17 protein-coding genes and 1 tRNA gene are annotated in these 16,869 nt (G+C 69.7%); 7 read left to right on the top strand and 11 right to left on the bottom strand.

The genetic code is table 11. The annotated features are described in order from the left end of the window. Positions 1–8: 8 nt before the first annotated feature. The 4 genes from rplK to HMPREF9058_RS01485 all read right to left on the bottom strand — a co-directional run bounded on the left by rplK (position 9) and on the right by HMPREF9058_RS01485 (position 2,087). Positions 9–440: a 50S ribosomal protein L11 gene (rplK, locus tag HMPREF9058_RS01500; RefSeq protein WP_003789267.1), complete on the bottom strand. Its 432-nt coding sequence runs from the start codon at positions 438–440 to the stop codon at positions 9–11. A 259-nt stretch (positions 441–699) separates the two neighbouring features. Continuing rightward, complete coding sequence (nusG, locus tag HMPREF9058_RS01495; protein WP_009406133.1) at positions 700–1,545, bottom strand: transcription termination/antitermination protein NusG; 846 nt, start codon at positions 1,543–1,545, stop codon at positions 700–702. Between the two features lie 135 nt (positions 1,546–1,680). Next, positions 1,681–1,917 carry a preprotein translocase subunit SecE gene (gene secE, locus HMPREF9058_RS01490; RefSeq protein WP_003789264.1) on the bottom strand — a complete coding sequence of 79 codons (237 nt, stop codon included), beginning with the start codon at positions 1,915–1,917 and terminating at the stop codon, positions 1,681–1,683. 97 nt (positions 1,918–2,014) lie between these two features. Next, a tRNA-Trp gene (locus HMPREF9058_RS01485) sits at positions 2,015–2,087 on the bottom strand. A 196-nt stretch (positions 2,088–2,283) separates the two neighbouring features. On the opposite strand from HMPREF9058_RS01485, the gene HMPREF9058_RS01480 reads away from it, so the two are divergent. Both HMPREF9058_RS01480 and HMPREF9058_RS01475 read left to right on the top strand, forming a co-directional pair. Then, a complete protein-coding gene (locus HMPREF9058_RS01480; protein ID WP_009747400.1) occupies positions 2,284–3,498 on the top strand; it encodes a pyridoxal phosphate-dependent aminotransferase in 1,215 nt (404 codons plus the stop codon). 156 nt (positions 3,499–3,654) lie between these two features. Next, positions 3,655–4,704: a serine/arginine repetitive matrix protein 1 gene (locus HMPREF9058_RS01475; RefSeq protein WP_083816337.1), complete on the top strand. Its 1,050-nt coding sequence runs from the start codon at positions 3,655–3,657 to the stop codon at positions 4,702–4,704. A gap of 30 nt (positions 4,705–4,734) precedes the next feature. Here HMPREF9058_RS01475 and HMPREF9058_RS01470 read toward each other — a convergent pair whose 3' ends face one another. Next, positions 4,735–5,982 carry a phosphotransferase gene (locus HMPREF9058_RS01470; RefSeq protein ID WP_003789258.1) on the bottom strand — a complete coding sequence of 416 codons (1,248 nt, stop codon included), beginning with the start codon at positions 5,980–5,982 and terminating at the stop codon, positions 4,735–4,737. 485 nt (positions 5,983–6,467) lie between these two features. On the opposite strand from HMPREF9058_RS01470, the gene HMPREF9058_RS01465 reads away from it, so the two are divergent. After that, a complete protein-coding gene (locus HMPREF9058_RS01465) occupies positions 6,468–7,307 on the top strand; it encodes a hypothetical protein (protein ID WP_254654026.1) in 840 nt (279 codons plus the stop codon). A 178-nt stretch (positions 7,308–7,485) separates the two neighbouring features. Continuing rightward, the gene (locus tag HMPREF9058_RS01460) at positions 7,486–8,571 is read left to right on the top strand and encodes an adenosine deaminase (RefSeq protein ID WP_009406158.1); all 1,086 of its coding nucleotides are present in this window, start codon (positions 7,486–7,488) and stop codon (positions 8,569–8,571) included. A 171-nt stretch (positions 8,572–8,742) separates the two neighbouring features. On the opposite strand, the gene HMPREF9058_RS01455 is transcribed toward HMPREF9058_RS01460, so the two are convergent. The 3 genes from HMPREF9058_RS01455 to HMPREF9058_RS01450 all read right to left on the bottom strand — a co-directional run bounded on the left by HMPREF9058_RS01455 (position 8,743) and on the right by HMPREF9058_RS01450 (position 10,638). Continuing rightward, on the bottom strand, positions 8,743–9,960 hold the full coding sequence (locus HMPREF9058_RS01455) for a UDP-N-acetylmuramate dehydrogenase (protein WP_139018961.1): 1,218 nt from the start codon (positions 9,958–9,960) through the stop codon (positions 8,743–8,745). 190 nt (positions 9,961–10,150) lie between these two features. Further along, a complete protein-coding gene (locus HMPREF9058_RS12900; RefSeq protein ID WP_003792170.1) occupies positions 10,151–10,249 on the bottom strand; it encodes an AURKAIP1/COX24 domain-containing protein in 99 nt (32 codons plus the stop codon). A 146-nt stretch (positions 10,250–10,395) separates the two neighbouring features. After that, the gene (locus HMPREF9058_RS01450; RefSeq protein ID WP_003789249.1) at positions 10,396–10,638 is read right to left on the bottom strand and encodes a helix-turn-helix domain-containing protein; all 243 of its coding nucleotides are present in this window, start codon (positions 10,636–10,638) and stop codon (positions 10,396–10,398) included. Positions 10,639–10,913: 275 nt separating this feature from the next. Here HMPREF9058_RS01450 and HMPREF9058_RS01445 point away from each other — a divergent pair, with 275 nt between their 5' ends. Continuing rightward, the gene (locus HMPREF9058_RS01445) at positions 10,914–12,536 is read left to right on the top strand and encodes a TrkH family potassium uptake protein (protein ID WP_009406022.1); all 1,623 of its coding nucleotides are present in this window, start codon (positions 10,914–10,916) and stop codon (positions 12,534–12,536) included. 62 nt (positions 12,537–12,598) lie between these two features. Here the strand turns inward: HMPREF9058_RS01445 and HMPREF9058_RS01440 are convergent, their stop codons facing one another. Beyond that, a complete protein-coding gene (locus tag HMPREF9058_RS01440; protein ID WP_009406023.1) occupies positions 12,599–13,309 on the bottom strand; it encodes a TetR/AcrR family transcriptional regulator in 711 nt (236 codons plus the stop codon). Positions 13,310–13,432: 123 nt separating this feature from the next. Here HMPREF9058_RS01440 and HMPREF9058_RS01435 point away from each other — a divergent pair, with 123 nt between their 5' ends. Further along, positions 13,433–15,028: an MFS transporter gene (locus tag HMPREF9058_RS01435; protein ID WP_009405659.1), complete on the top strand. Its 1,596-nt coding sequence runs from the start codon at positions 13,433–13,435 to the stop codon at positions 15,026–15,028. A 40-nt stretch (positions 15,029–15,068) separates the two neighbouring features. Further along, on the top strand, positions 15,069–15,737 hold the full coding sequence (locus tag HMPREF9058_RS01430; RefSeq protein WP_009394109.1) for a TrkA family potassium uptake protein: 669 nt from the start codon (positions 15,069–15,071) through the stop codon (positions 15,735–15,737). A 45-nt stretch (positions 15,738–15,782) separates the two neighbouring features. Here HMPREF9058_RS01430 and dhaM read toward each other — a convergent pair whose 3' ends face one another. After that, entirely contained in the window at positions 15,783–16,199 is a 417-nt protein-coding gene (dhaM, locus tag HMPREF9058_RS01425) for a dihydroxyacetone kinase phosphoryl donor subunit DhaM (protein ID WP_075414906.1), read from the bottom strand. Positions 16,200–16,204: 5 nt separating this feature from the next. Next, positions 16,205–16,864, bottom strand: coding sequence for a dihydroxyacetone kinase subunit DhaL (dhaL, locus tag HMPREF9058_RS01420; RefSeq protein ID WP_009405654.1), 660 nt, complete (start codon positions 16,862–16,864; stop codon positions 16,205–16,207). Positions 16,865–16,869: the final 5 nt, after the last annotated feature.

Here is a 16,869-nt window from a genome sequence, read left to right as displayed (position 1 = left end):
CGAGTGCCTCAGGCCTCGACGGTGATGCCCATGGAGCGGGCGGTGCCGGCGATGATCTTGGCAGCGGCCTCGATGTCGTTGGCGTTGAGGTCGGGCATCTTGGACTCGGCGATCTCACGCACCTGAGCCTGGGTCAGGGAGGCCACCTTCACGGTGTGGGGGGTGGCGGATCCCTTGGGGACGCCAGCGGCCTTCTTGATGAGCTCGGCGGCCGGCGGGGTCTTGGTGATGAAGGTGAAGGAGCGGTCCTCGTAGACGGTGATCTCCACGGGGATGACGTTGCCGCGCTGCGACTCGGTCGCCGCGTTGTACGCCTTGCAGAACTCCATGATGTTGACGCCGTGGGCACCCAGGGCGGGGCCGATCGGCGGAGCGGGGTTGGCCTGGCCGGCCTGGATCTGGAGCTTGATCAGCCCGGCGACCTTCTTCTTGGGGGCCATAGGAATGGGTCCTTCTTACTTGTCCGGATGTGCTGCACGCCTGCCGTGCAGCCGTGGGTGCATGCGCACACACAAGCGCTCATCGTAGCCCGCTGCCGGGCCGCGCAGGGAGCCCGGTGCGCGGTATCACAGGAGATCTGCCTGTGATTCACGGCTCTTGAGTCGTGGCCGCTGGCACAGCTCAGGCGGTTGTGGCCCGACGACGCGGAACAGCGTCGTCGGGCCACAACGGCTGACGGGGCCTGCCCTCAGGTCCGCCTCAGATCTTGGCGACCTGATTGAAGGAGAGCTCGGCCGGGGTGTCACGACCGAACAGGGAGATGAGCACCTGGAGCTTCTGAGTCTCGGGAAGGATCTCGGCGATCGTGGCCGGGAGGGACTCGAAGGGGCCGTCGGTGACGATGACGGACTCGCCGACCTCGAAGGCGACCTCGAAGACCTGCCCGCCGGTGGCGATCTGGGTGCCGGAGCCGGACTCGGGGGCCGTGACCTCCGCAGCGGCGGCCTCCTTGGCGGCAATCTCCTCAGGCGTGGGGCCGAGCTGGGCGACGGCCTCCTCGAAGGTCAGCGGCACCGGGTTGTAGCGGTCCCCCACGAAGCCGGTGACAGCCGGGGTGTCCTTGATGGTGCGCCACACCTTGTCCGAGGTCTCCGGGTCATCCAGGTCCATGCGCACGAACACGTAGCCGGGGATGCGCACCCGGGAGACTTCCTTCTTCTTGTTGCCGTTCTTGATCTCGATGACCGTCTCCATGGGGACGGTGGCGTCGAAGATGTAGTCCTCGACCTCGAAGTTCTCGGCGCGGGCCATGATGTCGGCGGCCACGCGGCGCTCGTAGCCGGAGTAGGTGTGCAGCACGTACCACTGCCCCGGCAGGGCCGACATCTGGCGGCGGAACTCGGCCAGCGGGTCGACGACGGGCGCCTCCTCGGCCGGCGCGGCAGGCTCGGCGGCGGTCTCGGGCTGCGCCTGGGCCACCTCATCGGTCGCATCGGCCTGGGCGGCCTCAACCGGCTCGACGGCGCCAGCGGCGTCGTCGGTCGCGAGCGAGGTCAGGGCCTCGACGTCGTCGGGGTTGGTCTGCGAGGAGACGTCCTCAGACATGGTGTACCTGCTTTCCAGTGGCGTGAGACGAGCGGATGCGACGGGCCGCGCGAGCAGCAGCGGCGTCGGGAGTAGACGTGGTCAGGGGCGCAACCGCGCATCCCCGATGAGGGTACGGCCGCAGAAGCCGGGAGGTCAGGCGAAGAGCCACATGACGGCCCGGTTGAAGGCGAAGTCCAGTACCCCGGTGAAGGCCATGATGGCGATGATGAAGACGACCACTACCGTGAAGTAGGTCCACAGCTCGTTCATGGTGGGCCAGACGACTTTGCGCAGCTCGTCAATGACCTGGCGGATGAACAGGGCGATGCGCCCGAAGAAGCCGCGCTTGGTGGCCGACTTGCCTGTCGCGGCGCGTGCGCTCTCGCTCATGAATCTGGGTCCTCAGGGTCGACGGTCAGGTCAGTTCCCGCACAGCGGGGAGAAAGACGAAACCGACGGGATCTCCCGACAGATCCGCCGTTCTCAGCAGGGCAGGCGGGACTCGAACCCACAACCGCCGGTTTTGGAGACCGGTGCGCTACCAATTGCGCCACTGCCCTTCAGCGGTGCTCTAGTCTGCCATACGAGGAAGCCTTTGCGGTAACCGCAGGCCGTGGGGTGCGCCACGCCGAGCCGGCCGGGGTGCGGCGCCACACCGCGCCCCCCGAGGTGCCCTGGAGGTGTCCCGGCGTCGTCACTGGCGGATCCGACGTGTTTCAGGCGCGCGGATGTCGCTGGTCGTGGGACCATGGTCGGGTGACACCTGCACCCACGCACCGCGTTTCCGCCCGCCTGTCCGCCATCGCCCCCTCCGCCACTCTGGCCGTCGACGCCAAGGCCAAGGCCCTCAAGGCCGCCGGCCGCCCCGTCATCGGCTTCGGCGCCGGAGAGCCCGACTTCCCCACCCCCGACTACATCGTTGAGGCCGCCGTCGCCGCCGCGAAGGACCCGGCCAACCACAAGTACTCCCCCGCCAAGGGCCTGCCGGCCCTGCGCGAGGCCATCGCCGCCAAGACGCTGCGCGACTCCGGCTACGAGGTCTCCCCCGACGACATCCTGGTCACCAACGGCGGTAAGCAGGCCGTCTTCCAGGCCTTCGCCGCACTCGTCGACCCCGGCGACGAGGTGCTGCTGCCCGCGCCCTACTGGACCACCTACCCCGAGGCCGTCGCCCTGGCCGGGGGGACCACGGTCGAGGTCTTCGCCGGGGCCGACCAGGACTACAAGGTCAGCGTTGACCAGCTCGAGGCCGCCCGCACCGAGCGCACCAAGGTGCTGCTGCTGTGCTCGCCGTCGAACCCGACCGGCTCGGTCTACACGCCCGAGGAGCTGACCGCCATCGGCCAGTGGGCCCTGGAGCACGGGATCTGGGTCATCACCGATGAGATCTACGAGCACCTCCTCTACGACGGCGCCCAGACCGCACACGTCGTCAAGCTCGTTCCCGAGCTGGCTGAGCAGACGATCGTCCTCAACGGCGTGGCCAAGACCTACGCCATGACCGGATGGCGCGTGGGCTGGATGATCGCCCCCAGCGACGTCATCAAGGCCGCCACGAACTTCCAGTCGCACCTGACCTCCAACGTCGCTAACGTCTCGCAGCGCGCGGCGCTGGCGGCCGTCAGCGGCGACCTGACCGCCGTCGAGCAGATGCGCACCGCCTTCGACCGGCGCCGGCGCACCATGGTGGAGATGCTCTCGCAGATCGAGGGGCTGACCGTGCCCGTACCCCGCGGTGCCTTCTACGCCTACCCCAGCATCGAGGGGCTCGTGGGGCGCACGCTGCGCGGCACCACGATCGACAGCTCGGCCACGCTGGCGGCGCTCATCCTCGAGCACGCCGAGGTCGCTGTCGTTCCCGGTGAGGCCTTCGGTCCCTCGGGCTTCGTGCGGCTGTCCTACGCGCTGGGCGACGACGACCTGGTCGAGGGCGTGGGCCGCGTCCAGAAGCTGCTGGCCGAGGTCGAGTAGCGCCTGAGGCCCCGCCTCCGTCATCGAGCCGGGCGGGTTTCGCGCCAGCCGACAGAGAGTCTGTCGGAGGCAGCGAAACCTGCCCGGCTCGGCGTTTGATACCAATGTGGTTGCGGACGGGCCTTCCGCGTCCTTCAGAGACCTATCATCCGATTCGTGCCCGCCCACACTCCCGACGATGAACGTCGTGCCGCCGATCCCAGTACGGAGCCCGAGGTGCTGGAGTACCTCGCCAAGGCGTTTCCCGATCTGCGACCGGTCGTCGCCGCCAATCCAGCTATCCCCGCGGTGCTGCGCGAGCAGGTTCTCCAGATGGGCGCGAATGATCTCCCCAGCGTCTCACCCGCTTCCCCCACCAGCGCCACGGACGCATCAGACACGAACCGTCCGAGGACCGCGGAAACCGCGTGCCTGCCCACGGCATCAACCGCGGACTACAGCAGCGTCTCGACGTACTCCGCGATCCCCGTCGAGACAGCTCCTCAGACGATGGTGCTGGGAGCCTCGTCGGCAGCGCCAGCGACGGCTTCATCTCCAGGGACCGCAGCGCCGCCCATGTCCGGCACCGCCCCAGCAGCCTCGGCGGCTCCGGCACCGCCCCTCGACCGTCCTGCGCCTCGTTCCAGCTCTCATGCTGGGCTGATGACCGCACTGGTTGTCGTTTTGATCCTCGTGGTCGCTGCGGCCGGAGTCTTCGGTGGCATGCTGCTGGCGAACCGTGGACGACAGTCCGATACGACATCCGCCTCGGCCGCCACTGCGGCCCCCTCCTCAAGCGCGGGTACTGCGGCAGAGCAGGCCGCACCTCCCACCGGTGGGCCGATACTCCCCAGCGGCCCTGCCCTCCCCACGTCCACAACGACGTACTCCTACCAGTACGTGGACACCCCGTCGAAGAACATCTCCTGCATCCTCTCCAACGAGGGAGTCGGTTGCTCGATCCTGGAGAGGAACTACGCCTCCTCCGGGATGCAGGACTGCCCCGACCGGGAGTTCTCCATCGTGGCCCTCGCCGGTCGCACCGAGGTCCGCTGCGGAGAGGAGTACCTGGGACAGCCCGGGGACACCTTCCACACGCTCGAGTACGGGGAGACCACGATGTTCTCCGACTACGCCTGCACCTCGCAGTCCAAGGGGATGACCTGCTGGAACACGATCACCGGACGAGGATTCACCATCTCCAGGAAGTCACTCATCCGCTTCTGACGGCCTCAAGCCGAGCATCCGGCGGGACTGTCAGTGGGCGCCGCGGCGGGCCTGGATCTCGCGGCCCTGCGCCAGCCAGGTCTCGGCGCGGGCCAGGCGGCCCTCGGCGTCGGGGCGCCACGGACCGCCGTCCTCGCGGCGGGCGCCGGCCACCAGGGACAGGACCACGCCAGCGCAGCGCGCACGCAGGGAGACCGGATCCACCTGCCGCTCGGCCATGCGGGTCCAGGTCTCCAGGATGGGACGCAACTTCGGGTAGGAGGCGGGTGCCAGGTGGTCCAGTACGCTGACGTGTCCCAGCAGACAGGCCAGGTCGTCAACCCGGTAGCCGGGCCCCAGGGAGTCCACGTCGAGCAGACTGGTGACGGACTCGCCCTCCATGAGGACATTGGCCTCGTAGAAGTCACCGTGGACCGGGACCGGCCGACCGGCGTCGGAGGCGGCCATGAGCTGCTCGACCCCCTCTGCGACGGCCCGGGCGCGGGCGGCGTGCTCGGGCAGGACCGTGGCGGCGGCGTGCGCGTAGTGGCGGGCCCGCTCCGACCAGGCGGCGTGCGCCGGCAGCTGCATGGCGCTGGCCGGCAGGGCGTCCAACAGCGAGATGAGGCCGTTGAAGACGCGTTCGCTGCGCGAGACGCTCATGCCCTGGGACAGCAGGCCGGACAGGGCCACTCCCCGACCGGTGGACAGCAGCACGAGTCCGTCGGGGTCCTCCCGCAGGACCTCGGGCGCGGGCACGCCTGAGGCCGTCAGCAGGCGGTGGCGCTGGGCGAAGGACGGGGCCTGGCTCGGGCGCAGGACCTTGGCGTAGGCGGTGGTCTCATCCGGGAAGGTGGCGCGCACGACCGCTCGACGGGTGGGACGGTAGGCGACCATCGTGGCCTTGACCTGCGTGCCGATCCGGGCCGAGAGCAGCGAGGGCGTACAGGCCACCACCAGGCCGGGAAGCTCGGGGTCGGCCGGGTGGCGCCACACATGGACCGCGGGGCCGTCCCCGCCGGTGGGGGCTACCCGGGTCAGACCCGGTGCGTGCGGGTTGGACAGACGAGCCGTCGTAGCACACAGGTACTCGGTGGTGGAACGCCCGTTGGGCGCGACGACAACGGCCGTGTACCCCACGGACACCCCCGCTCCGGGGCGATGGTGGACTGAGTGGACCTCCCAGCTGGCCAGACGCTGGCCGGCCGGGGCGAGGGCGGCGGAGAGCACGGACGCGGCACGCGGCCCCGTCAGCAGGGCCACCTCCTCGGGCTCCTGGGACGCCGACGAGTGGTTCATAGCAGTTAGTCTGCCCCACCCACCTGATGGTTCGCCTCCAAAACGGCCCCGGGTGTTCGACAACAGCGGAAGCACCCGTCCCCGGACGATGCGCCGGGTGGTCCAGGTGGAGGACGTGCAGGGGCACAGATCTGCCACGAGATCTGTCACTCCTGGCGACTTTTAGGTCGGCTCGGGGAGGGGGCGCCGGGACGTTGCCCTCTATCTGCGCAGGTCAGCGCCGTTCCCTCCTGTCGCAGGCTGTCGGTACCGGGCGGAAAAGTCGCCAATCGTGACAACGAAGGCACTGACAACACCGAGGGACGCCCGACGTTATCCACAGCGCCACCCCATGTCTTTTACCTCAAAGCACTGTTTGACATGATTTAAATATGTTTGATGATGTCCGTCGGAGTGATGTGCGCGCCCGGCTACTGGCCAGGAACGGCGCAGCCCGGCTCTCCTCACTGAGCCTCACCCGGTCAGAGCGCAGGACAGTGGCGCGCATGCTGTCTGAGAAGGCGTTGACCTCCCACCCCGGTCACGTCGTGTCCCTTCCGTCGGCCAAGACCTTCGTCGTCACCTGCCGCCGACTGGGAGGCGTGGTGAGCTGTGGACACGCGATGAAGCACTACGGCATTCCGCTGAGGACATCATCCGGTGTTCTCCATGTCGCCATCCCGGCACAGCGAAGCCGCGTTCCCAATGCGATCGGCCGCACCGTGGTCCACCGCGTCAGGGGACTGGCCTTGCCCGAGGACACTCAACCACCGGTGGCGCAGGTCGAGCAGGCTCTCATCTGCTTCATGCGCTGCGCCGATAAGCTCGATGCCCTCATCGCTCTGGATGCGGCCCTGCGCCTGGGATACACGACCCGCGCTCAGCTGGAATCCGCGTTGCCGGGCCCGCGCAACGCACCGCTGCGATCCCTGCTCTCCCAGGCCTGCCCGGGGGCGCGCTCCCTGCTGGAGACGATCGCCCGCCACGACCTGGAGCAGGCCGGCTACCGCCCAGTCGCGGCGGTCATGGTGGACGGGGTCGGCGAGGTGGACCTGGTTCTCAGCCGGAGGCCTCAGGCGATCGTTCCCGGGCCTGCGGAGGGCACCCATGTCCTCACCGCAGCAGCCTGCCCGGCCCTGCTCATCGAGACAGACGGCTACACCTACCACTCCTCCCGCCCGGACTGGCACAGCGACCACCTACGCGATCAGGCTGCTCTCGCTCACGGTCATACCCCGTTGCGTCTTACCAGCGACCAGGTACTGGATCGGGAGACGGTGCGGATCGTCTCCCCGGTGGCGCGCCGGCTCGGAATCCACCCGGATGTCACTCCTGGCGACTTTTAGATCGAGTCGAGGCGGGGTGGCCAGGCACCTCTCCCCTATCTGCGCTGGTCCGCCCCCTCCTCTCCCCTCTTAAGCTGTCGGTACCGGGCGGAAAAGTCGCCAATCGTGACACTTCGGTGCCTCCTGCCTCGCGTGGGAGGGCTGCCGGTGGGGTGCGAACGCGTGGAAGAATCCACCCATGCGAGACCTCGCCACTCTTCCCAAGGCGCACCTGCACCTGCACTTCACGGGGTCGATGCGCCTGGAGACCCTCATTGAGCTCGCCTCCAGCGCGCGCACGCGCCTGCCCTCGAACTTCCTGGACGGCGATCCGCTGCGCGTGCCCGCTGACCGGCGCGGCTGGTTCCGCTTCCAGCGCGCCTATGACACGGCGCGGGCCCTGGTGCGCACCGAGGAGGTCATGCGCCGCATCGTCCTGGAGGCCGCCCTGGATGACGCCGCCGAGGGCTCGCGCCGCCTGGAGATCCAGGTCGACCCGACCAGCTACGCCCCCTTCGTCGGCGGGATCACCCCGGCCCTGGAGATCATCCTCGATGCCGCCAAGCAGGCCACGACCCTGAGCGGGGTGGAAGTGGCGGTCATTGTGGCGGCCTCCCGGATGCGTCACCCGTTGGACGCCCGCACGCTTGCGCGCCTGGCGGTGCGCTACGCCGGGGATCAGCCGGGCGAGGTGATCGGCTTTGGCCTGTCCAACGATGAGCGCGCCGGGCAGACGTCCTCCTGGGAGCGGGCCTTCGCCATCGCCCGCCGGGGCGGATTGGCCTCCATGCCGCACGGAGGGGAGCTCTTAGGGCCCGACCACCTGCGTGAGGTCGTCTCCTGCCTCGGCCCCACACGCCTGGGCCACGGGGTTCGCGCCGGTGAGGACCCCGCACTGCTGGACGCGATCGTCGCTTCCGGCATCAGCCTCGAGGTCTGCCCCGCCTCCAACGTGAGCCTGGGCGTCTATCACAGCACCGACGACGTCCCTCTACGTAGGCTCATGAGCCACGGGGCGCAGATCGCCCTGAGCGCCGATGACCCCTTGCTCTTCCAGTCCCGGCTCGTCGACCAGTACGAGATCGCCCGGACCCTGGGCTGCGGCGACGCCGAGCTGGCCGAACTGGCCCGCGGCTCGATCCGCGCCTGCCTGGCCTCCCCGACGGCGAAGCAGACCTGGTTGGCCGAGGTGGACGCCTGGCTGGCGGCACCCGACCAGGCTCTGGGAGCGCAGTCCGACGGCCCGGAGGCCGGCGACCTCGAGTCTCGCGCGGCTGCGCGCTAGGGGCTAGAACCGGCAGCGAGCACGCCCGGATAAGGACTCTGAGACGCAGAACCACGCCCCAGGGACAGGGAAAGTGCCCGCAGCGACCGCTCCCCAGAGCCAGGGGCGCCCGCGACGGACCACATGCTCGCGCGGTGAACTACGGGGCCGCCGGGGCTTTGGACAGGCGGCCTAGAAGCCGACCTGGACGGGCTCGGGCACAAGGGTGACGCCGTAGCGCTCACGCACGCCGGCCACCACCGCGTCACGCAGGCGCGCCAGGTCCGCACCGGTCGCGCCGCCCCGGTTGGTCAGGGCCAGCACGTGCTTGGTGGACAGCCCGGCCGGTGCGCCGGTCTCCACGGCGAAGCCCTTGCTGAAGCCGGCGTGGTCGATGAGCCAGGCGGCGCTGGTCTTAACCAGCCCCTCGATGACGGGGGCGGCCTTGGTTCCGAGCACCACCTGCGAGTGGTCGGTGACCGGGAAGCGCGGCGCGTCCTCCGGCAGCTGCTCGGCCTGCTCCGTGGTCAGGATCGGGTTGGTGAAGAAGGACCCGGCCGACCAGGTGTCGTGGTCGGTGCCGTCCAGCACCATCCCCTTGGAGCGGCGCAGCTCGAGAACCGCCTCACGCAGCTCGCGCTCGGGCACACGCTCACCCAGCTCAACGCCGAGCGCCCCGGCCAGCTGGGAGTAGGCGATCCGGGAGGACAGGGAGCCCTGCCGCACGGCGAAGGTGGCGTCGAGGACCACCCAGCGCCCGGTCGGCCCCCACAGGCGCCCGCCCCCCACCTCGGTGTCGGTGAGGGACTGCTTGAGGCGCGAATCCCGGTAGGCCAGCCCCAGCTCACCCAGGGCCAGCCAGACCACCCGATTGCGCAGGCGGTCCCAGGCGCGCACGCTGGCGATGAGCTCGGCGACCTCGGCGCCGTAGGCCCCGATGTTCTGCACGGGGGCGGCGCCCACCGTGCCGGGAATCCCGGACAGGGGCGCGAACCCGGCCCACTGGCTGGCGATGGCCTCGCGCACCAGGTCGTCCCAGGTGGTTCCGGCGGTGGCGGTGACCTCGACGCCGCCGCACACCGAGTCCGAGACGAGCGAGACCTCGGCGCGGGCGTCCCGGATGACGAGACCGTCGAAGCCGGCGTCGGAGGCCATGATGTTGGAGCCGCCGCCGATGACGAGGACGGGCGTTCCGGCGGCGTCGGCCTCGCGGATCGCCTCGGTCAGCTCGCTCTGCGTGGTGGCCTCGACGTAGCTGCCCACCGGGCCGCCCACACGAAGCGTGGTCAGCTCGGCCAGGCTGGTCGGCCGGGCGCCGGAGCCGGGCGTGTGCGCCAGGGCCTGGACGGGTGCGGGCCAGGCGGACGGGTCGACGTCAACGCTCAGCGGGACGGTGCAGTCGCCTGCCACCAGCTGCGGCTCGATCGACGGCGCAGCCGGCACCGTCGAGGCCTCAGCGGGGGCAGCGGGGGCGCGGTCATCTGGGGTGGTGGTCAACGGAGGTCTCCGCTCTTTCTGATCGGTTCCTCGTGAGACAAGCAGGGCCCCGCTCACACCAGTAGTGTGCACGGAGCCCCGAGACGCGGACGGGCCGCTCGTCTCACTTCTTGTTGCGACGCTGGTGACGCGTCTTGCGAAGCAGCTTGCGGTGCTTCTTCTTGGCCATGCGCTTGCGGCGCTTCTTGATGACGGATCCCATGAGATCTCCTCGCAGTTCGCTTGTAGTGCCCGCAGACCCTCCCTGCGGGCCGAGGCAGGCCGGCGAGGGTTATGCCATGGGGCGGTTGGTCGGCGCGTGAGGCTCAGCGGCCGACCACGCAGGTGACCGCCTGAGTGTAGCGGCTCCTAGGACCCTGATGCCTCTGACGCGTCGTGGCCCCAGTCACCCAGCCCTGCGGACAGGTAGTCGTGAACGGCGCGCTCGGGGACGCGGAAGGATCGTCCGACCTGCATCGCGGGCAGGTCGCCGGAGTGCACCATCCGGTAGACGGTCATCTTGGACACGCGCAGCATCGCCGCCACCTCAGCCACGGTGAGGAACGAGGGGGCGCCGGAGGCGCTGGGGGATGTGGGAAGGCCCGGTGCCATGAGCTTGAGGTCCGTTCGTCGCGGGTGGCCCCGTCGGGGCAGGAACACAGCCAATATATCTCCGCACCAGCCTTCGCACAGGGTTTCTCGGGCCCCATTCGCCACAGGCGTCGCATTTCACACTCGGTCACCAATTGTCGCTGCGGCATCCTCACAGATCCCCCCTGATCCGGCCGTCAGGACGGCGAGCACCGGAGCCCGCTCACCGGCCCTACTCGAACACACCCGGCCCACGACGCCGGGAAACGTGACGAAGCCCCACCAGCGGGACCACAATGGCGACCGTGCCCCAGACAGACACCACCCAGGAGCCGGAGCCCGGCCGCGGATCCCGCGGCGAGACCCGGCCCGGGAAGCGCGGCGCCTCCCAGGCCGGCCGGCGCCGTCAGGCCCACTGGCACGCCCCCCTCGTGGGCGTCGTCGGCCATGCGTGGAAGCGCCACAAGAAGCCCCCGAATTCCAGAGAGGGAGCCGGCCCCCTCGAGGAGCCGCTGCCCCGCCCCCCGCTGCCGGGTACGGAGCCCACCGGGATTCGCCGCCTGCTCAGGCACATCGAGCCCCTCGGCCAGATCGCGAGGGCCGCCCGCTTCTACCCGGCCCGGCTGGCCGTGATCGTCTTCGCGGCCATCATCGTGGTGGTGACCGGCCTCCTCAGCCTCCCCATCGCCACGACCAGTGGGGAGCACGCCGACTTCCTCGACGCCCTGTTCACCGCCACCTCGGCCGTGTGCGTCACCGGCCTGAGCACGGTGGACACGGCTGCCTACTGGTCCACCTTCGGACACGTCGTCATCATCCTGGCCGCGGCCGTGGGCGGTCTGGGAGTCATGACCCTGGCCTCCCTGCTGTCCCTGGCGGTGTCCCGGCACGTCGGACTGACTCAGCGGATGCTGGCGGCCTCGGAGAACCAGTCGCGCCTGGGTGAGGTGGGGCGGCTGCTGCGCGCCGTCATCTACACGGCCGCCGGCTGCGAGCTCCTCCTGACGCTCATGCTGCTGCCGCCCTTCCTCAGTCACGGTCTCGATGTGGGCCACGCCCTGTGGTACGCGGTCTTCATGGCGCTGTCGATCTTCAACAACGCCGGCTTCGTCATCATGCCCGAGGGCCTGGAGGCCTACTCCACCGACTGGTGGATCGGCTTGCCGATCATCGTGGGGACCTTCATGGGCGCCGTCGGCTTCCCCGTCATCCTGGACATCATGGGCCGACGCCACCGCCCCCGCACATGGAGCCTGCACACCAAGCTGACCCTGACGACCTACCTGGCCCTCACGGTCGCCTCGACCATCGCCATCGCCACCTTCGAGTGGAACAACCCGCTCACCTACGGCTCCCTGCCCACGAGCGGGAAGATCATGACCGCGCTCGTCAACGGCGTCAACGCCCGCTCCTCAGGGCTGTCCACGATCCCACCCGAGCACATGCACGAGGCGACCTGGTTCCTTCAGGACGCCCTCATGTTCGTCGGGGGCGGCTCGGCCTCGACAGCCGGCGGCATCAAGGTGACGACCTTCGCGGTCCTGCTGCTGGCGATCCTCGCCGAGGCCCGCGGCGACCAGGACATCGAGGCCTTCGGACGGCGCATCACCCCCTCAACCGTGCGCCTGAGCGTGGCGGTGGCCTTCATCGGCTCCAGCATCATCGGACTGGCCACGCTCCTGCTGCTGCAGATGACCAACCTGTCCCTGGACCGAATCCTCTTCGAGGTCATCAGCGCCTTCGCGACCGTGGGCCTGTCCACGGGCATCACGCCCTCCCTGCCGGACGGCGCCAAGTACGTCATCGTGGCGCTCATGTTCGTCGGCCGCGTGGGCACCATGACGGCAGCCAGCGCCCTAGCGCTGCGCGAGCGGCGCCGCGTCATCCGGATGCCCGAGGCCAGCCCGATGATCGGCTAGCGCCCACCGCCCTGCTCTCCGCACTTGCTCACCCGAGAGCCTGCAGGCACCAGGGAGAACGATCAGCTCCCCTCGGGTTTCTGCCCATCCGGCGCGAGCAGGTGCCCAAGGGTCGCGGCCGCACTCTCCACGTCTGCGCGGCCGGTGATGAGCTGCTCGACGATGAGACCGAAGGAGACGCTCTGGATGAGGGAGGCCAGCTGCTCGGGACTCAGACGGCTGGAGATCGTCCCCACCCTCTGCCCGTTGCGGCACAGTCGGATGAGGCCACTGCGGATGTCGTGGTAGTTCTCCTGGACCATGACAGACATCTCGGGATCGCGAGTCAGCTCACCCCAGGCGTGGTAGGCCAGCGGCGCCCAGGCACTCAGTCCGACATCGTCAGCATCCTTGCGGACCTCGCCTCGCCGAGCGGAGGTCCGCCGCGAGGTGGAGGCCGCCTCGCCAACGTGCTGCTCAGCGTCGTCGCGCTCGTAGTTGAGCAGGACGAGCGCCTCGATGAATCCCTGCTTGAAGTCCGGCAGCGCCTCGGACTCGGCGAGCTGCTTGATCCGCTCGACGAGCGGTCCCATACGCCGAGTCAGGACCTCGCGCACAAGTGAGCGCTTGCCCTCGGGGAAGTAGCGGTAGACCGTCGATGACGACATTCCGGCCGCGGCAATGACCTCATCCATGGAGGCGGCCTGGAAGCCGCTGCGCGCGAAGCACTCCTCGGCGGCCTGCAGGATCCGGTCGGTCTGACGCTCCCGGTAGGCGGCGGTCACTCGTGGCATGAGTTCAGGATAAGCGACTCAGAGCACACTCCAAATCGAAACGATCGTTGTTGACTAGGTGTCACGGGAAGCCTAGACTCTCGAGCGCAAACGAAAACGATAGTTTTGATATGGAGGTTCGCGATGACGCTCACAACGACATCCCCCCTCAAGCAGACCGAGTCAGCACCGGAGATACAGGAAAAGACTCCCGCAGCCGTGCAGCGGCCCAATCGACGCGCGGTCATGGTCAGTGCCGTCCTCACCCAGCTGATGATCGTCCTGGACCTGACGATCATCGCCATCGCCCTGCCGCACATGCAGGAGGACCTGGGGATGACCGTGTCCCAGAGCCCGTGGACGGTCACCGGCTACAGCCTGGCCTTCGGCGGCCTCGTGCTCTTCGGGGGAAGGCTCTGCGCCGTGGTCGGCATCCGCCGCTCCTACCAGGTCGGTCTGATCGGATTCGGGATCGCCAGCCTCGCAGCCGGGATGGCGACCTCCTTCCCCGTCCTGCTGGCGGCCCGCGTGGCCCAGGGCTGCTTCGGCGCCCTGCTGGCCCCCACCTCACAGTCGCTGCTCAATGTCACCTTCACCGAGCGCACTGAGCGCGAACGGGTCTTCGCGATCTTCGGCGCCACTGGCGGCCTGGGAGCGGCCGTCGGACTGCTTGTCGGCGGAGCACTGACCGACTGGTTCAGCTGGCGCTGGGCCCTCTACATCAACATTCTCCTGGCTGCCGCCGCCCTGCTCATCGGGCAGCGCAGCCTTCCGCCGGCCGACCAGCGCGACCGCGGCTCACGCATCACTGATGACCTGAGCGGCCTGGTACTGGGCTGCGGAGCCTGCTTCAGCGCCGTCTACGGGCTCGACCGGGCCCAGCAGACCTCCTGGACCTCCACGTCGACCGTCAGCTGGCTGGCCCTGGGCGGCATCGCCGCGGTGCTGTTCGTGGTCCGTGAGCGCTTCGCGAGCCGCCCGGTGCTGCCCCTGTCGATGATGGCACTGCCAGTGCGGGCGGCCTCCTACGCCACGCAGTTCGTCGTCGGCGCCGCCCAGATGGGGGCGATCATCTACCTGACCTACTACATGCAGAACCACTTCGGTTACTCGCCCCTCAAGAGCGGGGTCGTCTTCCTCCCAATGGTCCTTGCGTTGATCGCCACCGCGATCCCGGCCGGGCGCATCATCGTGCCCAGGCTCGGGGCGCGCGGCACCCTGCCACTGGGGCTGGCAGTATTGGCGGGATCCTTCCTCATCTTCTCCCGTATGACCACGGAATCGACTTACGAGCACGTGGCACTGCCCGGCCTCATCGTCTTCGGGATGGGCCTGGGGCTGACGATGCCGGTCACCTTCAACTCCGGCACTCGCGGGGTGGATGCGAAGCGGACCGGACTGGCCTCGGCGATCCTGAGTGCCGCCCAGCAGATCGGCGGGTCCTTCGGAGTGGCACTCATGACCTCCTACGCCACCCAGCACGCCGAGGACTACGTGACCGACCACGCCGCGCGGGTCAGGGCGGAAGCCATGGAGGCGATGATGCGCGCTCAGGCACTGCCGCAGTCGCCCACGGGCAAGCAGATCATCGAGACCCTCAAGGCCCAGCTCGTCGACCGCGCGCAGATCGAGGCCTACTCCGGCGGCTTCACGATGATGACGTGGCTCCTGGCCGGGGCGGCGACGGTCCTGGTGGCCTGCGGGATCGGCCTGAGCCTCCGTCGTCGCCGCAGGAGGTAGCGTAGGGGCCACTGCCTCACGGCCGACCTCAGGAGACCTCATGCCTGCCCCGCTCTCGCGCACCGACTCCACGCTCGTCATCGGGCTGGGACGCTTCGGCTCGGCCGTGGCCGCCACCCTGGACCGGCTGGGGCGCGAGGTGCTGGCCGTGGAGGCCAATCCCGCAACCGTGCGGCAGTGGACCGGCCGCATCCCCCTGGTGGAGGCCGATGCCACGGACGTGGAGGCCCTCGAGCAGCTGGGCGCCACCGAGTTCGGCACCGCGGTCGTGGGGGTGGCGACCTCCCTGGAGGCCTCCGTCCTCATCACCGGTAACCTCGTGGACCTCGAGACCCCCCAGATCTGGGCCAAGGCCATCTCCCGCGCCCATGGCCGCATCCTGCGCCGCATCGGCGCCCAGCACGTCGTCTACCCCGAGTTCGACGCCGGTCAGCGTGCCGCCCACCTCGTCTCGGGCCGCATGCTCGACTACATCGAGATGGAGAAGGGCGGCTTCACCATCGTCAAGATGCGTCCGCCCACGGAGCTGCACGGATTCACCATCGGGCAGTCCAAGGTGCGCTCGCGCTACGGGGTGACCGTCTTCGGCCTCATGAGCCCGGGCGAGCCCTTCGAGTACGCCACCCCGGACACCCTGGTCTCAGCCGAGGACGTGCTCGTCGTCGGTGGGGACGCCGCCCTCCTGGAGCGCTTCGCCAACCGCGCGTGAACCGGCCCGGCGGCCCCTGACGCGACGACGCGCGTCAGAAGCACCTCAGAAGGCGGCCACCTGGGAACGCTTGGCCTCGGCGGCGCCGTCGGCCTCAGCGGCCACGGCCTGAAGATCCTTGCCGATACCGGCTGCGCCGTAGGCGCCGAGCAACCCCTCGACGAAGGGCGCCGCCGACAGGCGCGTCCGCTCGGCGAGGGCCGGATCGAGCATCTCCAGAGCCATCTCGGCGCTCATGACCCCGCTGCCCAGGTCGGCCAGGACCAGGACGCCCTCGCAGCGCTCGGCCAGACGCTCCACGGCCTCGACGACGGCCCCGGGGTCGGTGCCCAGCCCGCCGTCGGCCAGGCCCGCGGCCAGCTCGACGGGGACGTCGACGGCCACGATGAGCCGGCGCGCCAGGTCCATGGCGGCCTCGGCCAGGGCCCGGGAGTGGGAGACCAGGACGATGCCGACGCTCACGGCACTCACGACGCTCTCCCTGCCACGACGTCGTCGAGGGCTGTCAGCAGCAGGACGGTGGAGGCGGCACCGGGGTCGATGTGCCCCACCGAGCGCTCCCCCAGGTAGGAGGCCCGTCCCTTGGTGGCCACCATGGGCTTGGTGGCCTCGCGCCCCTCGGCGGCGGCCTGCACGGCGGCCGCGACGCCGGCGGCGAGGTCGCCGGGGTGGGCGCGCAGGGCCTCCAGGGCCGGGCTCCAGGCATCGAGCATGGTCTTCTCCCCCGTGGTGGCCCGCCCCCGTGCGGCGAGGCCGCCGACCCCGGCCTCCAGGGCGCCGGCGAGCGCCTGGGCGTCGAGCACCTCCAGGCCGGCCACGGCGCCCCCGGCCCGCAGGAAGAAGGTGCCGAACAGGGGCCCGGAGGCGCCGCCGACGGTGGAGACCAGGGTGGTGCCGACCTTCTTGAGCAGGGCGTCGGCGCTGGCGAAGCTGCCGGCCTGCACCGCCTCGGCGGCGGCGGCCAGGCCGCGCTTCATGTTGGTGCCGTGATCGGCGTCGCCGATGGCGGCGTCCAGGTCGGTGAGCTCCTCGGCGTGCTCGGCGATGAGTGCGGCGCTACGGCGCACCCAGGTAGCCAAGTCCGCCACGCTCAGCGAGTGGCGGGCGGCTCCCACCTCTGCGGTCATGTCGC

Origin of the sequence: Actinomyces sp. oral taxon 175 str. F0384 (assembly GCF_000223355.1) — a bacterium.
Lineage (GTDB): Bacteria > Actinomycetota > Actinomycetes > Actinomycetales > Actinomycetaceae > Actinomyces > Actinomyces oris.
The sequence above is the reverse complement of the archived record's forward strand: the minus strand, read 5'-3'. Positions and strand labels throughout refer to the sequence as shown.

Coding starts and splice junctions, on each gene's coding strand:
- rplK (WP_003789267.1), bottom strand. CDS start 440: ATGGCCCCCAAGAAGAAGGTCGCCGGGCTGATCAAGCTCCAGATCCAG.
- HMPREF9058_RS01465 (WP_254654026.1), top strand. CDS start 6,468: ATGCTGTCTGAGAAGGCGTTGACCTCCCACCCCGGTCACGTCGTGTCC.
- dhaL (WP_009405654.1), bottom strand. CDS start 16,864: ATGACCGCAGAGGTGGGAGCCGCCCGCCACTCGCTGAGCGTGGCGGAC.
- HMPREF9058_RS01435 (WP_009405659.1), top strand. CDS start 13,433: ATGACGCTCACAACGACATCCCCCCTCAAGCAGACCGAGTCAGCACCG.
- HMPREF9058_RS01460 (WP_009406158.1), top strand. CDS start 7,486: ATGCGAGACCTCGCCACTCTTCCCAAGGCGCACCTGCACCTGCACTTC.
- HMPREF9058_RS01445 (WP_009406022.1), top strand. CDS start 10,914: ATGGCGACCGTGCCCCAGACAGACACCACCCAGGAGCCGGAGCCCGGC.
- secE (WP_003789264.1), bottom strand. CDS start 1,917: ATGAGCGAGAGCGCACGCGCCGCGACAGGCAAGTCGGCCACCAAGCGC.
- HMPREF9058_RS01470 (WP_003789258.1), bottom strand. CDS start 5,982: ATGAACCACTCGTCGGCGTCCCAGGAGCCCGAGGAGGTGGCCCTGCTG.
- HMPREF9058_RS01440 (WP_009406023.1), bottom strand. CDS start 13,309: ATGCCACGAGTGACCGCCGCCTACCGGGAGCGTCAGACCGACCGGATC.
- nusG (WP_009406133.1), bottom strand. CDS start 1,545: ATGTCTGAGGACGTCTCCTCGCAGACCAACCCCGACGACGTCGAGGCC.
- HMPREF9058_RS01450 (WP_003789249.1), bottom strand. CDS start 10,638: ATGGCACCGGGCCTTCCCACATCCCCCAGCGCCTCCGGCGCCCCCTCG.
- HMPREF9058_RS12900 (WP_003792170.1), bottom strand. CDS start 10,249: ATGGGATCCGTCATCAAGAAGCGCCGCAAGCGCATGGCCAAGAAGAAG.
- HMPREF9058_RS01430 (WP_009394109.1), top strand. CDS start 15,069: ATGCCTGCCCCGCTCTCGCGCACCGACTCCACGCTCGTCATCGGGCTG.